General features: G+C 59.8%; 17 protein-coding genes and 1 other RNA gene. 10 read left to right on the top strand and 8 right to left on the bottom strand.

Annotated elements, in window-relative coordinates:
* Window positions 1–54: 54 nt before the first annotated feature.
* The 7 genes from NFR87_RS02525 to NFR87_RS02495 all read right to left on the bottom strand — a co-directional run bounded on the left by NFR87_RS02525 (window position 55) and on the right by NFR87_RS02495 (window position 6,437).
* Window positions 55–1,140, bottom strand: coding sequence for a DUF362 domain-containing protein (locus NFR87_RS02525; protein ID WP_251445891.1), 1,086 nt, complete (start codon window positions 1,138–1,140; stop codon window positions 55–57).
* Window positions 1,141–1,159: 19 nt separating this feature from the next.
* The gene (locus tag NFR87_RS02520; protein WP_251445888.1) at window positions 1,160–2,401 is read right to left on the bottom strand and encodes a glycerate kinase type-2 family protein; all 1,242 of its coding nucleotides are present in this window, start codon (window positions 2,399–2,401) and stop codon (window positions 1,160–1,162) included.
* 429 nt (window positions 2,402–2,830) lie between these two features.
* Window positions 2,831–4,402 (bottom strand): GmrSD restriction endonuclease domain-containing protein, encoded by a 1,572-nt coding sequence (locus NFR87_RS02515; protein ID WP_251445885.1) that lies wholly within the window; start codon window positions 4,400–4,402, stop codon window positions 2,831–2,833.
* Between the two features lie 235 nt (window positions 4,403–4,637).
* Window positions 4,638–4,985: a transfer-messenger RNA gene (ssrA, locus tag NFR87_RS02510) on the bottom strand.
* Between the two features lie 48 nt (window positions 4,986–5,033).
* A complete protein-coding gene (locus tag NFR87_RS02505; RefSeq protein WP_251445881.1) occupies window positions 5,034–5,555 on the bottom strand; it encodes a peptidylprolyl isomerase in 522 nt (173 codons plus the stop codon).
* 60 nt (window positions 5,556–5,615) lie between these two features.
* Entirely contained in the window at window positions 5,616–6,080 is a 465-nt protein-coding gene (smpB, locus tag NFR87_RS02500) for an SsrA-binding protein SmpB (RefSeq protein ID WP_251445878.1), read from the bottom strand.
* Between the two features lie 69 nt (window positions 6,081–6,149).
* Window positions 6,150–6,437 carry a hypothetical protein gene (locus NFR87_RS02495; protein ID WP_251445875.1) on the bottom strand — a complete coding sequence of 96 codons (288 nt, stop codon included), beginning with the start codon at window positions 6,435–6,437 and terminating at the stop codon, window positions 6,150–6,152.
* 182 nt (window positions 6,438–6,619) lie between these two features.
* On the opposite strand from NFR87_RS02495, the gene NFR87_RS02490 reads away from it, so the two are divergent.
* The 7 genes from NFR87_RS02490 to NFR87_RS02460 all read left to right on the top strand — a co-directional run bounded on the left by NFR87_RS02490 (window position 6,620) and on the right by NFR87_RS02460 (window position 14,040).
* Complete coding sequence (locus tag NFR87_RS02490; protein ID WP_251445872.1) at window positions 6,620–7,177, top strand: NUDIX domain-containing protein; 558 nt, start codon at window positions 6,620–6,622, stop codon at window positions 7,175–7,177.
* Window positions 7,174–7,890, top strand: a complete 717-nt coding sequence (locus NFR87_RS02485) for a response regulator (protein WP_251445869.1) — start codon at window positions 7,174–7,176, stop codon at window positions 7,888–7,890. The genes NFR87_RS02490 and NFR87_RS02485 overlap by 4 nt, the downstream gene beginning before the upstream one ends.
* Before the next feature lie 4 nt (window positions 7,891–7,894).
* Window positions 7,895–9,574, top strand: coding sequence for a hypothetical protein (locus tag NFR87_RS02480; RefSeq protein WP_251445866.1), 1,680 nt, complete (start codon window positions 7,895–7,897; stop codon window positions 9,572–9,574).
* A gap of 47 nt (window positions 9,575–9,621) precedes the next feature.
* A complete protein-coding gene (locus NFR87_RS02475) occupies window positions 9,622–11,418 on the top strand; it encodes an ATP-binding protein (RefSeq protein ID WP_251445863.1) in 1,797 nt (598 codons plus the stop codon).
* Entirely contained in the window at window positions 11,405–12,721 is a 1,317-nt protein-coding gene (locus tag NFR87_RS02470) for a hypothetical protein (RefSeq protein WP_251445861.1), read from the top strand. The genes NFR87_RS02475 and NFR87_RS02470 overlap by 14 nt, the downstream gene beginning before the upstream one ends.
* A gap of 21 nt (window positions 12,722–12,742) precedes the next feature.
* Window positions 12,743–13,561 carry a two-component system regulatory protein YycI gene (locus NFR87_RS02465; RefSeq protein WP_251445858.1) on the top strand — a complete coding sequence of 273 codons (819 nt, stop codon included), beginning with the start codon at window positions 12,743–12,745 and terminating at the stop codon, window positions 13,559–13,561.
* A gap of 107 nt (window positions 13,562–13,668) precedes the next feature.
* Complete coding sequence (locus tag NFR87_RS02460) at window positions 13,669–14,040, top strand: hypothetical protein (RefSeq protein WP_251445855.1); 372 nt, start codon at window positions 13,669–13,671, stop codon at window positions 14,038–14,040.
* Between the two features lie 84 nt (window positions 14,041–14,124).
* On the opposite strand, the gene NFR87_RS02455 is transcribed toward NFR87_RS02460, so the two are convergent.
* The gene (locus tag NFR87_RS02455) at window positions 14,125–17,247 is read right to left on the bottom strand and encodes an S-layer homology domain-containing protein (RefSeq protein WP_251445852.1); all 3,123 of its coding nucleotides are present in this window, start codon (window positions 17,245–17,247) and stop codon (window positions 14,125–14,127) included.
* Between the two features lie 366 nt (window positions 17,248–17,613).
* Between NFR87_RS02455 and NFR87_RS02450 the strand changes: the two genes are divergently transcribed.
* From NFR87_RS02450 to NFR87_RS02440, 3 genes are read left to right on the top strand one after another with little or no spacing between them, the layout of a single operon-like run.
* Complete coding sequence (locus NFR87_RS02450) at window positions 17,614–19,362, top strand: efflux RND transporter periplasmic adaptor subunit (protein ID WP_251445849.1); 1,749 nt, start codon at window positions 17,614–17,616, stop codon at window positions 19,360–19,362.
* A 10-nt stretch (window positions 19,363–19,372) separates the two neighbouring features.
* On the top strand, window positions 19,373–20,068 hold the full coding sequence (locus NFR87_RS02445) for an ABC transporter ATP-binding protein (protein WP_277613118.1): 696 nt from the start codon (window positions 19,373–19,375) through the stop codon (window positions 20,066–20,068).
* 20 nt (window positions 20,069–20,088) lie between these two features.
* Window positions 20,089–21,378 carry an ABC transporter permease gene (locus NFR87_RS02440; protein WP_420910697.1) on the top strand — a complete coding sequence of 430 codons (1,290 nt, stop codon included), beginning with the start codon at window positions 20,089–20,091 and terminating at the stop codon, window positions 21,376–21,378.
* Window positions 21,379–21,395 lie beyond the last annotated feature (17 nt).

Here is a 21,395-nt window from a genome sequence, read left to right as displayed (position 1 = left end):
CGGCCTTGTCTGCCACAACGGAGAAGACGCCGACTACTACGGCTGGCATGTGATCTACTTCGAGAAATCTGAGGAGCAGTCACGAAGAGCCTTGGCGATGGCCTCGGCGGTGGGGGGACAGCCCTTGACCTGCTGTTCGGCGCAGTCGCAGCAGCGGCCGATGCCCAGCCCTTGGAAGGGTTTGCCCTGCCAGCCCTGTCCGATGGCGATGGGGACGCCGTGAGCTCCGCCGCAGGTGTGGAGGGCGCGGATAAGGGCGGCGTAGCAGGCGGAACAGGCCTGGTCGGCCTCCACCTGTTTGGCCAGCCGGCCCACCCGGCCGGAGGGACTGGGGTAGGCGCCGGCCTGGGCGGGATCGTTGAGGGGGATGATATCGTCGGGGGCGATGTGGGTGGAGCCGCCGCCCCACTGCTGGGCAAGGCCGATGTAGGGCACGTCCTCCAGCTCCAGGCCCATAAGGCGGCAGCCGTAAGCGTCCAGCTGCACCGGATCGGTGCCCAGGTACATGCGGCCGGTGGGGACGGGGTTCCCGCCCTCCTCAAAGTCCAGGTCGCCGCAGATGCTGTCCACAATGGTCAGTTGGGGCCTGAGGGCGCAGGCCAGGGCGGCGATGGGCTTCATAAGCCCCGCGGCGTGGAAGCGGCGCTTTTCGCTGTCGGAGATGCAGCCCTTGCAGTTTTTCAGGGCGCAGGTCATAACGGTCTGGCAGTGGCCCTTGAGCACGGGCAGGTTGATAAGAAAATCCACATCCAGGGCCCGGCGGCAGATCTGAATGGGCCCAAAGGGGGTGTCCACTGGGGTGGTCTGGTCGCCCTTCAGGTCGTAGAAGGGCACGCCGTACTCCTCGCAGACTTCGTCGTAGCCCGCCGCCCGCATAGCCCGGCCGGTCTGGTCGCCCACCCAGGAGCCCTCGATGATCTCGATATCCTCGAAGCCATGGGCCTGGAGGTACTCGATGGCGCCGGAGAGGACGCCGGGATGGGTGGTGGCGCCGCTGTCGGGGGAGGCGGCCACCACCAGGTTGGGCTTGAGGGCCACGGTGCCCCCGGCGGGGATCATGGCGGCCACATTGGCCGCCTCCATAAGGGAGCGGGTCATGGCGTGGGCGCCAAAACCATAAATCTCATAGATCTTGCTCATATATATGTCCTCCCGGGGTTCAGCGGTGGATGAGGAGCACCGCCACGTCATTGACATTGGTGCCGGTGGCCCCTGTCACCATAAGGCCCCCGCTTTTCTGGAGGGCGTGGTAGGCGTCATTGTCCTTGAGAACTTCAAATATCTTCACGCCCTGGCCCTCCAGCTGGGCCTGGGTGTCGCCGTCTACATAGCCGCCGGCGGCGTCGGTGGGGCCGTCGGTGCCGTCGCTGCCCACGGAGAAGAGGGCGGTATCCCTCAGGCCGGAGAGGCCCTGGGCGGCGGAGAGGGCCAGCTCCTGGTTGCGGCCGCCCAGGCCCTTGCCTGTCAGGTGCACCACCGTCTCGCCCCCGGCCAGGAAGGCCAGAGATCTGTCGCTATCCTGGTGGCTTCTGGCGATGGCGGCCAGGAAGGCGCCGGCCTCGCGGGCCTCGCAGTCCAGGCAGTCGGTGAGGGTGACGGGCTCATAGCCCAGCTCCCGGCAGACCTGTGCGGCGGCCCGGCAGAGCTCTCGGACGGAGCCGGTGATATGGGTCTCCACATTGTTCAGCGTCTTGGGGGTCTCCTCCCGGAGACAGGCGGAGGCGGCTCCGGAGAGCTTCAGGCCGTATTTTTCCGCCACCGCCAAAGCGTCGGCACAGGTGGAGGCGTCGGGGTAGGCGGGGCCGGAGGCGATCATGTCCAGCGGGTCGCCGATAATATCGGACAGGACGATGGCCAGCACATGGGCGGGGGCGCAGTGCTGGGCGAAGCGGCCGCCCTTCACGGCGGAGAGCCGCTTACGCACGGTGTTCATCTCCACAATGTCCGCCCCGCAGGCCAGAAGCTGCCGGGTCACGTCCTGGAGCGCCTCCTGGGGGATGAGGGGAGACTCGAAAAGGGCGGAACCTCCGCCGGAGAGGAGGAAGAGGACGACGTCCTGTGCCGTCAAGTCCCGGGTGAGAGCCAGGGCCTCCGCTGTGGCGGAGAAGGTGTCCCCGTCGGGGACAGGGTGGCCGGCCTCCCGGATGGTGAGGGGCCCGATGGGGCCCTGGGCGTGGTCGTGCTTGGTGATGACCACGCCGCCGTTGAGCCGGTCTCCCAGGCAGTCCCAGGCGGCCCGGGCCATAGACCAGGCCGCCTTGCCCGCGGCGATCAAAAGAAGGCGGCCCTTTCCGTCGAAGGAACGGCCGGAGAGGACACGGCGGACGGCCTCGTCGGGCTGTACCTGCCGGATGGCTTCGGTGACGATGGCGTCGGCGTGGGAGCGTAAGAGTTGGTTCATGGGGGCCTCCTTGGTTTCTCTGCCATGGGCAGGTGGGTAGTTCTTATATTAAAGCCTGGCGAAGAAAAAGTCAATCGTGAGAGGACTGCGACAGTGTATTCCATATGGTAAAAAGTTGACAGGCCAACCCTTTGGCGGCCTGTCAACTTATTCTGGCGAGGGCGCCCGCTTTCGATATGCGGTTCCCTATCTCCTCCTCCGCAAGCCCAGCGCAGCGGGTCGCGGGGGAAAGGAAAGAAGTTCCCACCAGAGTGCAGTTTTCGGCAAAGCCGGAAACGGAACGGTGGTGGGAACTTCTGAGATGTAACACCCTGACAAAATAGATGCCAACTCCCTATAAAACGTCGGTAAGCCCTGCGGTGTAGTGCCTTCCAAATATGCCGACTCCCACTTTTTAATAAAAGAGTTCGAAAGGTGGAACCTATTTGCCTAATTAATCAACATGTTTGCGTAACTCAAAAGCATTTCAGCTCTTGCAGATAAGAACTTGTCGTATTCCATTTCAAAAGTATCGGGAGGGCAGATAGCTGCTTTCAGCACTTCAGGAATAGAGGAGACATTCATCAGGCTCATATAATCTGAAGGCGCCTTGTCTTTAATTTTCTGATTATCAGCATTGTTTAAGAAACAGAAGTTTGCAAGCGGATAGATTTCTTTCTTTTCTTTTCCGCTACGCTGCAAGAACTTATCTGGAAAAATGTGATGGAATTCCTTGGAACTTGCCTGCTTCAAAGTGATGGAAAGGTCAACATTAGCACCAGATATAAAAGACCGTGGCCCATTTGATGCCAGCATTGCAATAAAAGTTTTCGTATTAACGCTGGAAATGCTGAATTGATTTATCAGGAAAAACGATGTTGATATATCACATTTGAATGTACAGATGTCAACGTTTTCGTCAGCACGCAATTTCGTCATCGCAACAAGATCTGTGCGGTGCGCATCATTAACACCGCTGGAATATCTTCTGGAGAAACAACTTCTCCAGAACCATTTGATTAACTGTTTGCGCTGTTTGTCGGTATACAGTTGGCCATTTGCTTTTCTAGAACCAAAAAATTTAACTAATGATATGATCATGGCTGGATATGGCATATATTGTATAGAATATAGATTGAGCTGCTGTTTGAGAAAATCAATCGTAGATTTCAGCCCATTTTTTATTGAGTCAAAGTTGTCGCGAATCATATCGCCACTCAAATTCATCAATGCGCCAGGAGAGGTATCGTTTAGAATGTATCCTGTAAAGCATTTCAACAAAAGATTCTGGTCTTCTGCGATTCCATCAAATCCACATCCAGCTAACTCATCAGACAATTCATCAAGTTTTTCCTGGAGGTCAAAATCCGTACTCCAACTCCAAGCGGTAAGCAATTGGAAAGAGTTGAGGGGAATGCCAGTACGATTAACTCTCTCAAACACGATGGCAACAATATTTTTATCCTCTGTTTCCATCATTTGCACAGGTATGGTAACTTCTTTAAAAATTTCTTGCAATTTGTCTATTTCTTGTTTTGTATCATCATCTAAAGTTTCTGTTGCCCTCCTATATTTAACAGAATCAAATAGTACAGACAGTGGGAAATGCTTTGTCAAATCCACCTCATCAGGGGATAGTGGGACGAACTGTGTTTCTTGGAACTGTTGGCCTTTTCCAATAATGTAATATATATCTTTCCAATTTGGGTTATCCTCTGGTGACAACTCTGTCTGAAACACGGAAAAGATAGAAGTTAAACGTTGTTGACCGTCCAAAACATAGTCTACGGGATAATCTTTTGCTGGAACTGGTAACGTGAAGCAACCAAGCTGTCTTTCATTTACCAATTGCTCCTTGGTTCTCCACAAAAGGACTGCGCCAATAGGATATCCTTTAAAGAGACTATCCATGAGAAAAGCGATAGCATCAGGCTCCCATACAAATCCTCGCTGGAAAGAAGGAATACGAATTTCGCCACTACCTATTTTGTCAATAATTTTTCTGATGGGGAGATTTTCCATAAAAACACCTCTTTAAAAATTTTTTCTATGATAAAGTATTATACATTATTCGGTACAAATTGACAATGAAATAAATTTGGTTTTCTTCATTGGCCTACGTATTTTGAGTTTGTGGTGTTTTGAAAAATCAATTCCAAGACACAGAAAAGTGTGAAAGCCTGTGCTGCAAGGTTTCCAGAAAATGATAGACACCGCTTTTCGATAAAAATGTTCGAAAAGCGGTGTCTATTCATTATGGTGGAGGCGGGGGGAGTCGAACCCCCGTCCGAAAGCATTTTCATGGGAACTTCTCCGGGCGCAGACAGTCCTTTACATTCCCTTACCTAAGCGTGGGCTGACACACTCATAGGCTTGGTAGCTTCATTGTGCATGGTGGGCTCAAAGCTTTGCCGCACTCACGTTCGCCACGCAACGACGCCCCGTCCCAAGCCGTGGCCCTCTCGGGCGGGACGGTCACGGCTTAAGCCGCGACAAGCTCAACGTTATTGTTGGCGTTTAATTGTTTTTTGCCCATTTTAAGGATGTTAGGCGCATCCGCCCGCTATTCCCACTTCCACGCCCCCGTCGAAACCAGTACGCCCCCGTCGAGGCGGCATCAGCCGCCGTGACGGCCCGCTGGGGCCTGAGAGATTTATGATTTTTCCGGCTCCGGATAGTCCACCCCGAAGGTATCCACAGTGACCTTTTTCATCCGCTGATCCTGGTTGGGCTTGTCGGTATAGACGTTCCGGGGGGCGAGGACGATCCTGTCGGCCACGTCCATTCCCTCCACGACCTGGCCGAAGGCGGCATATTCCCCGTCCAGATGGGGGGCGGGGGCCACCATGAGGAAGAACTGACTGCCCGCCGAGTCGGGGATCATAGTCCGGGCCATGGAGAGGACGCCCCGGTCGTGTTTGAGATCGTTTTTGAAGCCGTTGGAGGTAAACTCGCCGGGGATGGTGTATCCCGGCCCGCCGGTGCCCGTGCCCTGAGGATCGCCCCCCTGGATCATAAAGCCGGGGATACAGCGGTGGAAGATAGTGCCGTTATAGAAGCCCTTTTTCACCAGAGAGATAAAATTGTTCACCGTGTTGGGGGCCACCTGGGGATAGAGCTCGGCCTTGATGACGCCGCCGTTTTCCATTTCGATGGTCACGATAGGGTTGCTCATAGCGCTTCATCCTTTCTCGTTTCGATTCATTCCGGCGGGCTGTGAGAAAGCCCGCGCCCTTTACCGGTTATAGGACTTCATGGCCCGATCCATGGCCCGCTTGGAGTCCCGCTCCGCGGCGGAGGCCCGCTTGTCGTAGAGCTTCTTGCCCTTACACAGGCCCACCTCCACTTTTACCTTGGAGTCCTTGAAGTAGAGGGACAGCGGGACAAGGGTGAGTCCGTCCCGCTGGACGGTGCCCAAAAGGCGCATGATCTCCCGGCGGTGCATGAGCAGCTTGCGGGTGCGGCGGGGATCTTTGTTGAAGATGTTACCCTTTTCATAGGGGCTGATATGTACCCCGTAGAGCCACAGCTCACCGTCTTTTACCTGGCACCAGCTGTCCTTCAGGTTGGCACCCCCCTGGCGGATGGACTTGACCTCCGTGCCGGAGAGGACGACGCCGGCCTCGTAACGCTCCTCCACAAAATAGTCGTGGAAGGCTTTTGCGTTTTTGGCGATGGGCTTGACGCCTTTTTTGTCCATGGGGGTCACCTCCTCCTTTGAAGGGCTGTTCCCCATTATACCATACTTTGGAAAAAAGTAAACGTGAAATTATGTAGGTTCCCGGCGGATGCGCCCTCGGCGAAGGGGCCGGCGGGGGATGGGCCGGGCCGGCATTTCGCCGCCGGTATGGGCGAAGAGCATGACCCCCCACTGACCGGGGTAGAGCTCCAGCTCTACAGTGCCCTCCAAAGGGATGCCCGCCCGGCGGTAGGCGTCTTTGATGAGGGATAGAGCCTGCTCCAGGGTGAGAGTGGAGGGGGAAAAGCCGTAGGGAGAGAGGTCGGCGGCGCTGAGACAGAGGGCGCCGCCGGCGTCGCCGATGGGTTGGATGGTCATAGAGGGGCCTCCTTTGCTGTTTCTTTTACGATTATAGGACTTTAGAGCAGGAAGGTACAGCTGTAAAGATTGGAAGGGGCGGCTGGGGAGAAAAACAAAAAGATTAAGGTGGCGGAATGGATTTTCTTGTGATATACTATCTACATATGGATATGAGATCTGTGTCATAATGAGGTGATGAGATGGAGCTTCGGGAGGAGACGGTGGACAGCAAAGTCCTCTTTCGGGGGAAAATCGTAACGCTGCGCCAGGATACGGCCCGGCTGCCCAACGGAGCGCTGGCCAGCCGCGAGGTGGTGGAGCATCCCGGCGGCGTATGTGTGCTGCCCATGGAGGAGGACGGCACGGTCTATACCGTGCGGCAGTTCCGCTACCCCTTTGGCCGGGTCGTGGAGGAGCTGCCCGCAGGGAAGCTGGACTCCCCGTCGGAGCCCCATAGGGACGCGGCTCTTCGGGAGCTGCGGGAGGAGATCGGGGCGCAGCCGGAGGAGTTTATCTACCTGGGCTGTCTTCTGGCCTCCCCCGGATTTTCCGGAGAGGTGCTACATATGTACCTGGCCCGGGGACTGAAGTTTGGCGAACAGCATTTGGACGCCGACGAGTTTTTGGAGGTCAGACACGCTGATTTTGAGACGCTGGTCCAGCGGGTCATGACGGGAGAGCTGACTGACGCCAAGACCGTGGCGTGTATTTTGAAAGCGAAGGAATACATGAGCCGAGAGGCGGGAGGAACAAAATGAGCAAGAAGATCCTCATTGTGGAAGATGAGAAGAATATCGTGGATATCCTGGCCTTCAACCTGGGCAAGGAGGGCTATGACACTATAGAGGCCTACGACGGAGAGACCGGGTTGAAGCTGGCTCTGGAGCAGGATCCCGACCTGATCCTGCTGGATCTGATGCTGCCCCGGATGGATGGCTTCGATGTGTGTAAGTCGGTGCGGGAGCGCAACCGCTCTACCCCTATCATCATGCTCACCGCCCGGGAGGAGGAGAGCGACAAGGTCTTCGGCCTGGAGCTGGGCGCCGACGACTACATAACCAAGCCCTTCTCCATGCGGGAGCTGCTGGCCCGGGTGAAGGCCAACATCCGCCGCACCGAAATGCTCACCGCCCAGCCCACCGACTCTGGCGCGGGGGAGGGACAGCGGCTGGAGCGGGGCCGTATTCTGGTGGACATCGCCCTGCTCATGGCCTTCAAGGATGGAAAGGCCCTGGATCTGACCCAGCGGGAGTTCGAGCTTTTGAAGTTTATGGCCGCCCAGCCGGAGAAGGTCTTCTCCCGGGAGGCGCTGATGGAGCACGTGTGGAACTACGACGGCTATGTGGGCGACGTGCGGGCGGTGGACGTGGCCGTGCGGCGGCTGCGGGAGAAGGTGGAGGACGACCCGGCCAACCCCAAGTTCATCATCACCCGGCGGGGGCTGGGCTATCTGTTCCACCAGGAGGGATAGACCGTTGGGAACAAAGCTGGGCAACCTGCATGTGAAAGGGGCCTCTTTGGAGGAGGTCTCCGCTTTGCTGCCCAAGGCTTTGGTGGGACAGTGGGCAGAGGGGTTCGTCTCCGCTTATCAGGAGGAGTTTCAGTGGGGCAGCGTAGAGCGGGAGGGGAAGAAGCTCTCCCGAAGGCTGCCCCAGGCAGTGGTGCTCTCCGCCGCTCTTTTTGACGACGATGTGGTAAGTTTTGAGCTCTTTCAGGCCGGAAAGAGGCTGACAGGGCACCTTTTAAATCCCTATGAGAATGAAAACAAGCCGGGGAACATCCGGCTGTTTCGGGAAGCTCTGGGCCTTCCCCCTGAGGATGAGAAGCGGCTGAGAGCCGTCTGGAAGAAGGGGGACGCCTGTGAACAGCTGAAACTGACGGCGGCCCTTTTGGGCCTGCCCCTGTGGGCGGACAAGGAATTTCCGCCCACAAAGCCCGCTGCTCGGGACGAGGCCCGGGCAGACGCCTGGCTGGCGAACCACCCCGACCCGCCCAAACTCAAGAGTACGACCCGGGCAGAGGTCATTCAGGAGCTGCCCCAAATGGTGGTGTCGGCCGGTTATTCCATGGAGACGGACAGTAAGTATCACATTTTGACCCCGACGGACGGGGAGGGGCAGTACCTGTCCCCCGCCAACCAGCTCTGGCGGCTGGAGGCGGACAAGGGCCTTGTGTGCGTGGGGCCCCAGGGGGGCTTTGACCCTGATAAGACCTGCCGCATCGAGGGCGGGAGGATCGTGTCTCTTTCCCAGGGGTGGAGCGAAATGGGCTTCTCCACGGGAAGCGTCATCGACTACGACTCCCAGGATATTCTGCCCTGGCAGGAGCCCCTGGAATGTGAGGGCCGGGCGGTGGCCGCCAGCGACCCCAAGGTATTCCGTCTGCTGCCCGACGGGGGCTTTTGGGGTGGCTTCCTCTTCGCCTCCGACTACGGCCCCCCCGCCTATGCAGTCGCCCGGTTTGGGCCGGATGGGCGGCCCCGATGGAGCAGGGCCCTGCCCCAATTTACCAGCGTGATGACGGTCACCCAGGAGCGCGTCTATATTTCCGATACCAGCGATGAAGAGTGCCAGCGGCTGTCCTGGCTTGATCTGGAGGGGCGGCAGGGCTCCCAGGCAGAAGTGGAACAGAACACCCGGTTCCTTCTGCGGAGAGAGGGCCTCTATTTGGTCAGGACGGACTATCTCGCGCAAAAAACCACGCTTTTCCGTTTGGACGCCGAGCTGAATCTGCTGGGCCGGGTGGAGCTGCCCGGCTGGTGCAATTGGGATGTCGCCTTTTCTCCCAGTGGGGATACCCTGTTTTTGTCCTCTTATACCCAGGGCCTGTGGCTCCTGGATCCCGGGGATCTGTCCATCCGCCAACAGCTTCTCGTGAAGGACAAGCAGTGGGGAGCCTGGGCCGACCGGGCGGGCCGCTATTGGGTCTGCTCGGGCAGCGGCACCCTGATGGGCTATGACGAGACCCTCCGCCCCGTCTCCCGCCACCGGCTCAAGGGGGCGGTCTGCGGCGTCGTGGCCGGGGAGGCGGGCCTCACCGTGGCGGCCTATGACGAGGCCAAATACGATTACCGGCTGGTGGATGGAGAGCTGATCTCCAAACCCAAGGATCCCAAGCGTCCCTACAGCACCCTGCGGGTCTATCAGATCTCCTGATATATCCCCGCATAATTCCTTTCCATTTTCCCAAAGGGGGTGGCCCTGTGTTCCGCAGCCTGCATATGAAGCTCATGCTCATCATGACGCTGCTCATTATCTCGCTGATGACCGTGGTGGGCGCATTTTTGGTGAACTCGGTGTCCGGGTTTTATCTCAACCAGTTTTACGACCAGATGCAAAGCGTGTTCCAAAATGACGTGGAGTTCGTCCAGGATCTGCAAAATGCCGCCGAGGACGAGGAGGACGGTGCGGAGCAGATCGGGCAGATGCTGCGCACCTATACAGGCAATCTGGGCGTGGACGGCCAGACCCGGAACTATTATGTGCTGGACGCCGCCACCAGCGCATGCCTGACCAGCTCTGACAGCGCCGAGCACAGCGGGAACCTGCCTATGACCCACAACCTCTCCGCTGCCCTCACCGGGACGGTGGGGGACGCCTCCGACGCCTCGGCGGCCTATATGGACGTGGCCATCCCCATTTGCCGGGGAGGGCGGGACTATGTGGTCTACATCAAGGACAACAAGCAGACCGTGCAGAACCTGACCGGTCAGATGGTGACCCTCATCCTGGAGGCGCTGGCCTTTGGCATCGCCATTTCCGTACTGCTCTCCTTCCTGCTGTCCAAGACCCTCATCACCCCCATTGAACGGCTCACCGAGGGCGCGGAGGAGGTGGCGGAGGGCGATTTCTCCCACAAGATCGAGGTGGACTCCAGGGATGAGATCGGCGTGCTCACCGCCACCTTCAACAACATGGCGGGGCAGCTGAAAAACACCATCCAGGAGGTGGAAAACGAGCGCAACAAGCTGGACACCCTCTTTTTGTGCATGACCGACGGGGTGCTGGCCTTTACGCCCAGGGGGGAGATCATCCACTCCAACCCCGCCGCCGAGGAGATGCTGGGCCGGCCGCTTCCGGTGGGGGAGGTCATTGACTACGCCGCCATCTTCGGCGGCGGGGCGATCCAGGAGGAGCTGCTGGCCGACCGGCGGGAGGGCTATGTCTCCGCCAGCCTGGAGCTGGGAGGACGAAGCCTGGAGCTGCTGATGGCGCTTTTTGACAAGGAGCACCGGGAGCAGACCGGCGTGCTGGTGGTGATCCACGATGTGACCGAACGGCACAAGACCGAGGAGATGCGCAAGGAGTTTGTGGCCAACGTCTCCCACGAGCTGCGCACCCCCCTGACCAATATCCACTCCTATGCCGAGACCCTGGTGGACAACGCCGGGGCCCTGCCGGCGGACACGGAAAAAAACTTTTTGAGCGTGATCCTCAGCGAGTCTGACCGGATGGCTCACATTGTCCAGGACCTGCTCACCCTGTCCCGGTTCGACTCCGGCCGGGGAGAGCTGAACCTGACCTCCTTTTCCTTTGCCGAAGCCATCGAGAGCATGGTCAGCGCCAACATGATGGAGGCCCAGCGCCACGGCCACAGCCTGACCATGGTGCTGGAGCCGGGACTGCCCCAGATCACGGCGGATCGGGAGCGGGTGACCCAGGTGATGATGAACGTGGTGTCCAACGCCATCAAATATACTCCAGACGGAGGGAAGATCGAGGTCTCTGCCGGGAAGCTGGACAGCGGCCGGGTATGGCTGGAGGTCAGCGACAACGGCATCGGCATCCCCAAGCAGGACAGAGGCCGCATCTTTGAGCGGTTCTACCGGGTGGACAAGGCCCGCTCCCGGGAGTCGGGCGGCACCGGCCTGGGGCTGTCCATCGCCAAGGAGATCGTAGACCAGCATCAGGGAGATATCCGCATCGTGGACAAGCCCGAGCCCGGCCTTACCATCCGGGTGGAGCTGCCAGTGAGGGGGCCGAAGAATGGCAAGGCGTAAGTGGTCGCCGCCCATGGCCAGGCCCACCGCCAGACAGCGGGTGGTGGAGCTGTGCAAGGACGCGCTCATTCTGGCGCTGACCTGCTCAGCGGTGCTGCTGGCCCTCCAGACCCCCATGTTCTCTCAGATGCAGGACTGGATGGCCGAACCGGCGGAGCCGGTCTCAACGGTGGATCAGCCCCGCTATGAGGCGGTGGCCCCCTATCTGGTATCGGTGCGCAACGGTATGGGGCTCTATGGGGTGAGCTATGACGAAAATCTGGTGGGCCGGGCCTTTGACCGGATCTCCTACCTGCTGGGGGAGGGCTTCGCCACCGCCGGTACGGCGGAGAGCATGACCCGCCGCCAGTTCCAGGAGCTGATGGAAGCGCCGGGGCTGTACTGCGCCTTTCAGGGCACGCCGCCTATGAGTGTGCTGTCGGACTGGCTGGGCAGCGGGCAAGACATTTCCGGGCAGGCAGAGGCGCTGCTGCTGGCCTGGGACGGTACGGAGGTATGGCTGTGCTGGCGGACGGGCAACGTTTACCGCCGCGCCCGCACCCAGGTGGTCTATGAGGGGCACCTGGAGGAAGTCCTTGGGGAATTCAGCCCCAACGGCGCGGCCTTCGCCTACACGCTGACCCAATATGACAAGACCTACGGAACCCTGGATCCCTTTGTGCTGGTGCCCATGGTCGCGCCCCAGCCCCAGATATACGCCGCCTCCTCTCCGGATCTGGTGGGAGACCGGGAGGCGCTGGAGCGGGTGCTGGGCTCCCTGGGCTTTCAGTCCGGGGTGGATTTCGCCTACGAGTCCGCAGGCGAGCTGGCCATCAACGAAAATGGAGACCGGCTGCGGCTGAGCGCGGCGGGAAAGGTGACCTTCCACGCCGGGGAGGAGAGCCGCTACGCGGTGAGCGGCCAGGGGGAGACGCCTACTGCCGCCGAGGCCGCCGAGACCGCCTGGGAGCTGCTGAACCGGGCGGTGGGGCCCTGGAAGGGTGAGATGGGCTATGTCCTCTCCGGGGTGGAGGCCACCGCCGAGGGCTGGCTGGTGCGCTTCCAGGCCCGGCTGGGCGGCGTCCCCGTGTGGACAGGGGAGACCGGGGAGGCGGCCTGGTTCTCCGTCAAGGGCCACCGGATCAGCGATTTCAGCCTGAACCTGCGCGCTTGCGCAGGGACGGGATTGACCGCCACTGTGCCGGGGGAGCGGCTGGCCGCCGCCGCGATGGATTCCCTGCCCCAGGCGGGGGGGAAGCTGGCGCTGCGCTACAGCGACAACGGCCAGCTGGAGCTGACCGCCGGCTGGGTGGCAGAGGAATGACCGGGAGATAGGAGTGTCACCATGGGTTGGTCGAAGATCAAAAACATCATTATCCTGCTGCTGGTGATCGTCAACGTGTCCCTGCTGGTCATGGTGGGTCAGCGCTACTGGCGCAATGAGCAAAACCAGCGGGAGACCCGGCAGCGGGTCATTGCCATGATGGAGAAAAACGAGATCTCCTTCCTGCCCGCCGAGGTGCCGGGAGAGCTGGAGCTCACCGGCCGGCGGGTGGCCCTGGAGCCGCCGGGGGAGGCGGAGGCCGCCCAGCTGGCGGGAGAGCTCACCGGCCACAGGACGGTGGGCGCCCGCACCACCTGGGAGGGGACGCGGGGCACCGTGACCGTGTCCGCCTCGGGAGAGCTGGAGGCGGCGCTGAAGGGCGCTTATCCGCCGGAGACCGCCGACATGACTGCCCAGGGACTGGAGCTGCTTGCCTCTCTGGGCTTCCAGGCCCGCTATACCGGGCGGGAGGAGCAGGGGGACGATACCGTCCTGCGCTATGTCCAGCTCTGGGACGGGGCCCCCGTACCGGAGTGGACGGCGGAGCTGACCTGGGGCACGGAGGGGCTGGAACATCTCTCTCTGCGCCGCCTGGCGGGGACGGAGGAGACGATGGCGGGGGAGGAGACCATTGACGCCGCCACCGCCCTGGCCCGGTTCCTGGAGGCACTGAACCGGGAGGGCTATGTCTGTTCCCAGGTGACGAATTTGTACGCCGGATACGCCGCCACAGGCACCGGGACGGTGACGCTGCGGCCCACCTGGTATGTGGAGACGGACACCAGTCCCTGGCGGTTTGCCATTGACGGAGTGACGGGGACGGTAACGGCGGTGGAATAAAAGACGGAGGAGCGTGCAAAAAAGCGCAAAAAGGCCCCGAAGACGGTGTATGCCGTTTTCGGGTATCTTTTTGCGCTGTTTCTCCCGGTTTGAAGGGAGGTTTGACTATGTCAAGTCACAAAACAGAAAATTACAAGCTCCACATCTGGGAGGCGGAGGACGACTTTTTGCGGGAGGAGTTCAACGAGAACTTTGCCCTGCTGGATACCTCAGTGCGAATGGTCACCGGGGCCTATACCGGGGACGGCGCGGCCCAGCGCGTCATCGACCTGGGCCTCACGCCCCTGGCGGTGCTGGTGTTCCACAGCATGAGCGCCTTCGACGACCGCAAGGGCCTGGCCATGCCGGGGCACCCCTGCCGGGACATTGGCTCCGGCCACGAGATATACCTGGAGGTGGTGGAAGGGGGCTTCCGGCTGACCAAGGCGGGCGGCTGCGACCTCAACGGGCACGAATACCACTATCTGGCCCTTTGGTGAGGGCGCTCCAGGGGCGATAGAAAGACCCCGGACGGAATATCCGTCCGGGGTCCTTTTTTGCCTTTTCAGAAGTATGGGACTATCTTACTTCGCGGCAGTGAGGGTCAGGGTAGCGGCAGTGGAAGTCTTCACCTTGAAGGTGATGGTCTTGGTCGCGTTCGCATCACTATTGGTGAAGGTAACGCCGGCAGAGATGTCCTCAATGTTGGCGTCAGCACCCAGAGTGAAGGTCTCAGCATCAGTGGGAGCGGTGGTGCACTTGATGGAGATGGTCACGATGCCGCCCTTGATGACCTTGGCGCCGGCAGCGGGGTTCATGGTGACCTCATACACGCCGCCGTTACCGGTGACAGTGGTGGCGGTGGGAGCGGCAGGCAGAGTCATCTCCACCTTGGTGCCGAAGGTAGCCAGAGTCTCGTTGGCCAGGATGTTCTTCTCCCGGGAGGTCTCGATGATGATCACGTCCACCAGGCCCTTGCTGTTGGTGTGGTACACAGCATTGGCGTAGCCGTTGTCGGGGTTGAACTCCTGCACGCCGATCTCATCGCCGGCCTTGCCGTCCTTGGCGTTGACGTAGAAGATCTTTACGTCCTTATCCACGGTCTCGGTGCCCACAACACCCTTGCCGGTAAAGGCGGAGTTGACGTCGGCCTTCTCGGTGGCGGTGTAGAAGGAGAGCAGGTTGACCTTCTCGTCAAAGCTCTTAATGGCCACGGGGGCGCTCATCTTCTCGGCAGTGACAGCGGAAGCGGCAAACTTGATGAAGTCGCCGGTCTCATAGACGGTGGAGGTCTTCTCGTCGAACTTGACCACGTCCTTGGCCTTCAGGGAGGCGGTGGTCTCGTCGATGTGAACCACCAGATCCTCATCGCGGCCCACGGCCACCTTATAGGCCCAAACGGTGTTGTCCTTGTCGGTGGGATCGGCAACCTGGCCGTCCACGGAGGTGACAATGCCGTACAGGGTGTCGGCACTGTCGCTGACGGGCTTGGCGGGCAGCTCCACATAGGCGGCGGTCACCAGGCCGTCGCTGTTCAGGAACACGGCGACAGTTTTGTCAACAGCGGAGGTGGTGTCATTCTCCAGGCTGAACACGCCCAGGTCACGCAGGTTGTAGGCGTTGTACTTGACGCCGTTGGCGCCAGTGGTCTTTACGAAGAGAACGGCGTCGGAAGCGGCGGTAGCAGCGGTAGTGCCGTTATAGGTCAGCTTCTTGGTGTCCTTGTCCCAGATCTTGACGGAGCCGTTGCCGTTGCTGTCCTTGGCAGGCACATTGACCTTGCCGGTGCCGTTGTACTTGTCGGCAGTGGCGATGCCAGTGATACCAGTGCCGTCCACCACGTTCTTGATCTTGATGGAGGTGTCGTTAATGGAGGTGTACTCCACCAGCACGCCCTTGACAAACTTGCTCTCGTCAGAGCCGGGAACGACCTTGGTGGCGGGCACGGAACCGTCGGGGGTGGAGTTCTTGTCGATGACAACGGTCTTCTCGGTGCCGTCGGGCAGAAGGACGGTGATGCGGTAGGGGTTCAGCTTGGAATCGATCTTGTTGCCGCTGGAAGAAGGATCGTTGTCAATGATCAGGGCGTACTTGCCGCCGGTCTGCTCCATGGCCTGGATGGCAACCACCTTGCCGCCGGCCAGATACACCTTCACGGTGTCGCCGATCTTGCAGTCATTGCCGGGATTCCGAATGGCGTCGTCGGTGAGGTCGGCAATGGTGCCGGTAGCGGGCTCGCCGTTGATCTTGTAGGTGGTGCCGTCCACGGTGACGTTGACGTGCTTGCCGGAGTCGTTCTTGTAGCCTTCCAGCTTGCCCTCGGCGGTCTCAGCCTTGGCCACGGTGAAGTAGGCCTTGCTGGCGTCGGTGGCGTTGTAGTAACGGGTGTAGACCACCACGTCGTCCTTGGCAATGCCCTCGTAGACGTCGTTCTTGTCGATCTCGAAGGTGCCGGCGCCGGAGACAGTCACCTTGCTGGAGGTCACGGAGGTGACCTTGCCGGCCTTGACCTCGGTCACATAAGCGCCGTCGATCTTGCCGTCAGTGTTGCAGGTGAACTTGATCTCGTCCACGTTCTTCTCGCCGCGCCAGGTGGTGTTGATGGTGGCCACGTTGGCGGTGCCGGAAGTGACGTAGTTGGTCACGGTGGGGATGGAGGCGGCAGAGAGCTCGTACTTGCTGTCGTTGAACTTGATCTTGCTGGAGCTCTCGGAGTCCTGCAGGTCGCTCTTGGTGACCCGATAGACCTCGGTCACGCCGGTGTTGAACACGCCGTAAACGGTGTCCTTCTTGTCAGGACGGTTGGGGGTGCCGCCGGTCACGTCCTTGTAGACCACCTTGACCTGCTCGCCGATGTTCTCGATGCCCAGGTCGGAGGTGAAGGTGACAGTGGCGGTGCGGGAGGCCTCGTCGGTCTTGATATTGCCGGCGTTGGTCAGCTGGATGCAGCCGTCGTCCACGGTGGAGATGCTGTCATCGTTGCCGGCATAGGTACCGACCCACACGGTGGCGCCGTAGCGCTCCTCCAGGAGGGTGTTCTCGCTGTCAACATAGTTCCAGGAGACCTCGCCGTTGTTCTTGTTCTCGCCGGGGTTGACGATGCGGGTGTTGTTCTGAAGGCCGTTCCAGATCAGCTGGGCGGCGGTGTCACGGGTGGCGTTGGCGGCCATCATGACAGTCTCCAGATCCTCATAGAGGGTGGGGCTGGCCTTGCGGGCCAGCTCGTCGGTGTTGACGGCCCAGGCCGCACCGGTGAGCTGATAAGCCGCGGACTTGTAGCCCAGGGCGGTCAGCACCATTTTGGTGGCCTCGAGACCGGTGACGTTGGCGCCGGGATCGAAGGTGCCGTCGCCACGGCCGGAGATGATGCCCAGGTCATGGCAGTACTCGATCTCGCTCTCAGCCCAGTGACCCTTGATGTCGGTGAAGCTGGGGTTGGTCTTGACGCCGGTGTTGGTCTTGTTGCCGCCGTTCATGGCCACGGCGATCATCTTGGCCATCTCGGCACGGGTGACGTCGCCCTCAGGATCGAAGCTGCCGTCGGGCTTACCGTCGACGATCTTCAGGGCAACCAGAGTGTTCACGGCGTCGTCATGGGCGATCTTGTCGGCGTCCGTGAAGTCCGCAGCGCTGGCGCCCATGGTGAGAAGCCCAGCGAGCATCGCACCAGTGAGACCCAAGCTGAGGACGCGCTTGAGGTTGTTCATGGATATTTCCTCCTTTTTTATTTTGACGAAGTTTGTCGCCGGAAAGCATTGGAAAATAAGGATTTTTTCTGCTGCCTTCCAAGTATGACTCCCCTCGCCTTACGCACATCATCATAAACCATCTTTCCGCCCGCGTCAACACCATCAACCGATTTGTAACACAACCGTAAAAAACTTTGCGTGTATTGGAAATTGGACAAAAGAATGCAATTTGTGGGGAACTTTTCCCCGCCCTAAAACGTCTATATATATTATTAAGGTAACAACGTCAGAATTTTTTAAGAATTTGTTACCGCTTTGTCCTTGTTTCCGGAATGGAAGAGAACTATAATGAAGGACGATCAAGAACACGCAGGAGGGAACGCTATGTCCGAACAACAGACCCCGGTGGCCCAGCAGACCACCCCCACCCAAGCTATCAACAAGACCAGCAGCGTGAAAAAGAAGCAGAACAAACGGAAGATCCGCAGCGCCGTGATCGCCGTCGTCGTTTTGGCGGCCCTGGGCGTGGGGGGGTACTTCCTCTACGGCTTCCTGAACAAAACGGAAGAGATCGAGACCGAGATGCAGACCACCGAGGTGAATCTGGGCTCCATCACCTCCTCCGTCCAGGGCTCCGGCTCCGCCCGGGCCAAGGAATCCGCGGCCATCACCCTCACCCAGTCCGGCACGGTGCAGCAGCTCTATGTCAACGCCGGCGACGTGGTGACGGCGGGCCAACCCCTTTACACCATCTTCTCTCAGGCCGCTCAGGACGAGGTCACCTCCCGGCAGGACGCCCTGCGTACCGCCCAGGAGCGCATCGCCGACACCCAGAAGGACATCAACGACCTCTATAAACAGCAGAACAACCTGACTGTCCGCGCCCCCTTTGACGGCAAGATCACCGAGGTGGGCAAATTTACCGAGGGCCTGGATGTGGCCAAGGGCGCCACGGTATGCACTCTGGTCAACGACCGGAAGCTGAAGCTCTCCCTCTATTTCAGCTACGCCTATGAAAACGCCATCAGCGTGGGGCAGGACGTGAGCGTCTCCATCCCCGCGGTCATGGGCGGCTTCACCGGTAAAGTGGAAACCATTAACAAAGTTCACTACATATCGCCGGAGGGGGCCGACCACTTCGAGGTCATCGTGGTTTTTGACAACCCGGGCACCTTGACAGAGGGCATGAATGCGACCGCCGCGCTGGTGGACGCCTACGGCGCGCCCATCTATCCCTACGAAAACGGCAAAACGGAGTTTTACGAGGTACGGGAGGTGGTCACCGAGGCCGGCGGCCCCATGGTGAGCACCAACCTGCTGCGCTATGCCGACGTGAAGGCCGGCGATGTGCTGCTGGTGATGAGCTCGGACACCATCGACGAGGAGATCCGCAATCTCCGCAAGACTCTGGAGGAGAATCAGAAGGCGGTAGACGACGCCCAGAAGGCGCTGGAGACCGCCCAGGAGGCCCTTCAGGACTTTGACGCCGTGGCCCCCATTGACGGCACCGTCACCTCCTGCACTCTGGTGGAGGGCGGAGAGGTGAAAAGCGGCGACACCGTCATCACCATCTCCAACAATACTACTATGGTGGTCACCATCAGCGTGGACGACCGGAACATCGCCTACGTCAAGCCCGGCATGGGTGTGGATCTCCAGTCCAGCCGGGGCGACGGCAGCAGCTTCTACGGTGTGGTCACCAAGATCGACATGTCCCTCTCCGGCGACTCCATGGGCTCCGGTATGACCAACTACCCGGTGACCCTGGAGGTGGACAACTACGACGGAAGCCTGCTGGAGGGCATGTGGCTGAGCTACTCCTTCGTCACCAGCCAGTCTGAAAACTGCCTGGTGGTGCCCATGCAGAGCGTAAAGTACGTTTCCCTGGAGGACGGGGAGACCGCCTCGGTGGTCTTCGTTCAGGCGGAGGCCAAACCGGATAACGCTGTGGATGTGCCCATTCCCGAGCTCATGCCAGGCGAGACCCCCACCTATCCCTCTCAGGAGGACGGCTACTACGCCGTGCCCGTGGAGACCGGCCTTTCCGACAATTATAATGTGGAGATCAAGTCCGGTCTGAAAGGCGGAGAGACCATCTTCGTCAACTACTTCGTACAGCAGGCCTGGGGCTAAGGAGGCCGCCATGCTGATTGATATTAAAGACCTCTATAAGATCTACAACGAGGGGAAGGAGAGCGAGGTGCGGGCCCTGGATGGGGTCAGCCTTCAGATCGACCGGGGGGAGTTTGTCTCTATCATCGGCCAGTCCGGCTCAGGCAAATCCACCCTCATGAACATTCTGGGCTGTCTGGACATCCCCACTTACGGGGACTACCATCTGGACGGCACCGATGTCACCGAGCTCAGTGACCGGCAGCTGGCCCACATCCGCAATAAGCAGATCGGCTTCATCTTCCAGGGCTATAACCTCATACCTGCCCTCTCCGCCCGGGAAAATGTGGAGCTGCCCCTCATCTATCAGGGCATCGGCCTTGACAAGCGGCATGACCGCAGCGAAGCCGCCCTGGAGCGGGTGGCCATGTTTGAACGGGCCGGCCATAAGCCCAGCGAAATGTCCGGTGGCCAGCAGCAGCGGGTGGCCATCGCCCGGGCCATCGCCACCCACCCCAACATCATCATGGCCGACGAGCCCACCGGCGCCTTGGACTCCAAGACGGGCCGCCATGTGTTGGAGATCCTCCACTCTCTCCACGATGACGGCACCACCGTCATTCTTATCACCCACGACAACGGCATCGCCGCCACCGCCGAGCGCATCGTGCGCATCGCGGACGGCAAGATCATCGCCGACGGCACCCGAGAGGAGGTGGGCCTGTGAATATCTCCCAAGCGGTAAAGATGGCCGCGAAATCCATCTCCTCCAACAAAGGCCGTAGCTTTCTGACCATGCTGGGCATCATCATCGGCCTGGCCGCCGTCATCATCCTGGTCTCCTATGCCGAGGGCCAGAACTTGGCCATGAAGGCCTACTACGAGAGCATGGGTACCAACACCCTGTCGGTCTCGGCCTACAACTGGATGGATTCCAGCAACAATGTGGGCCAGCAGCTCTATGACTACTGCCTGGGCATGAAGGAGATCCAGGGCATCACCCCCAACGGCTATGTGAGCCAGGACGTGACTATCTCCTACGGAGCCAAGACCCTGGCCCGGAACCGGAACTACGGCGGCGGTATGGTAGTGGTAGAGGGTGGCGGAATGTCTGTGTCCTACGGAGGGGGCAGTGACGATCATTACCCCCAGATCCGCCTGGGTAACGACAAGTATGGCCTGTGCAATGACTACAAGATCGCCAAGGGCCGAGAGTTCAGCTATCTGGAGATCCAAAACATGAGCCAGGTGTGCATCCTGGGCTCGGACACAGCGGAGTACCTGTTTTCCTTCGCTGACCCCATCGACAAGATCATCTCGGTCAACGGTCTGCCCTTCCGGGTCATCGGCGTCTACCAGAGCAAGGCCGCCGGGCTGAACCTGGGTAACAGCGAGGACTCCTACTGGATGAGCGAGTCCATCAAGCGCAACGACCAGCTTCTCCTCCTGCCCAGCTCCATGACCCGTTACTTCAACAACAACGAGTCCATCACCGACTACACCGTGAAGGTCAAGGATTCCGACTCTATCACCAAGGTGGTCACCGACCTCAACGGCTTTTTGTCCAATATTGTCAACACCAACTACGGCGGCTACTATGTGGACAATCCCCAGCAGTGGCAGGACAGCCAGAACGAGGCTGCGGCCCTCCAGCAGCGCTTCCTGGGCGGCATCGCCGCCATCTCCCTGCTGGTGGGCGGCATCGGCATCATGAACATCATGCTGGTCACCGTCACCGAGCGGACAAGGGAGATCGGCATCCGCAAGGCCATCGGCGCCGAGCGGCGGAGCATTATCACCCAGTTCCTCATTGAGGCGGCTATGATCTGCGGGATCGGTGGTATCCTGGGTATTGTCGTGGGCTACATAGGCACCATGGTGGTCACAAAGCTATCCTTCGGGTTAGTGATGATGCCAGGTTCCAGTATCACTGCGGGAGCCTTTGCCATCTCCGTGGCCCTGGGCATCATCTTCGGCCTGTACCCCGCTATCAAGGCCTCCGCCCTCCAGCCGGTAGAAGCTCTGCGCGCAGATTGATTGAAGGAGACAACGCA

It is taken from the genome of Vermiculatibacterium agrestimuris, assembly GCF_943193085.1.
GTDB lineage: Bacteria > Bacillota > Clostridia > Oscillospirales > Oscillospiraceae > Vermiculatibacterium > Vermiculatibacterium agrestimuris.
This window is presented reverse-complemented; position numbering and strand designations above follow the sequence as displayed.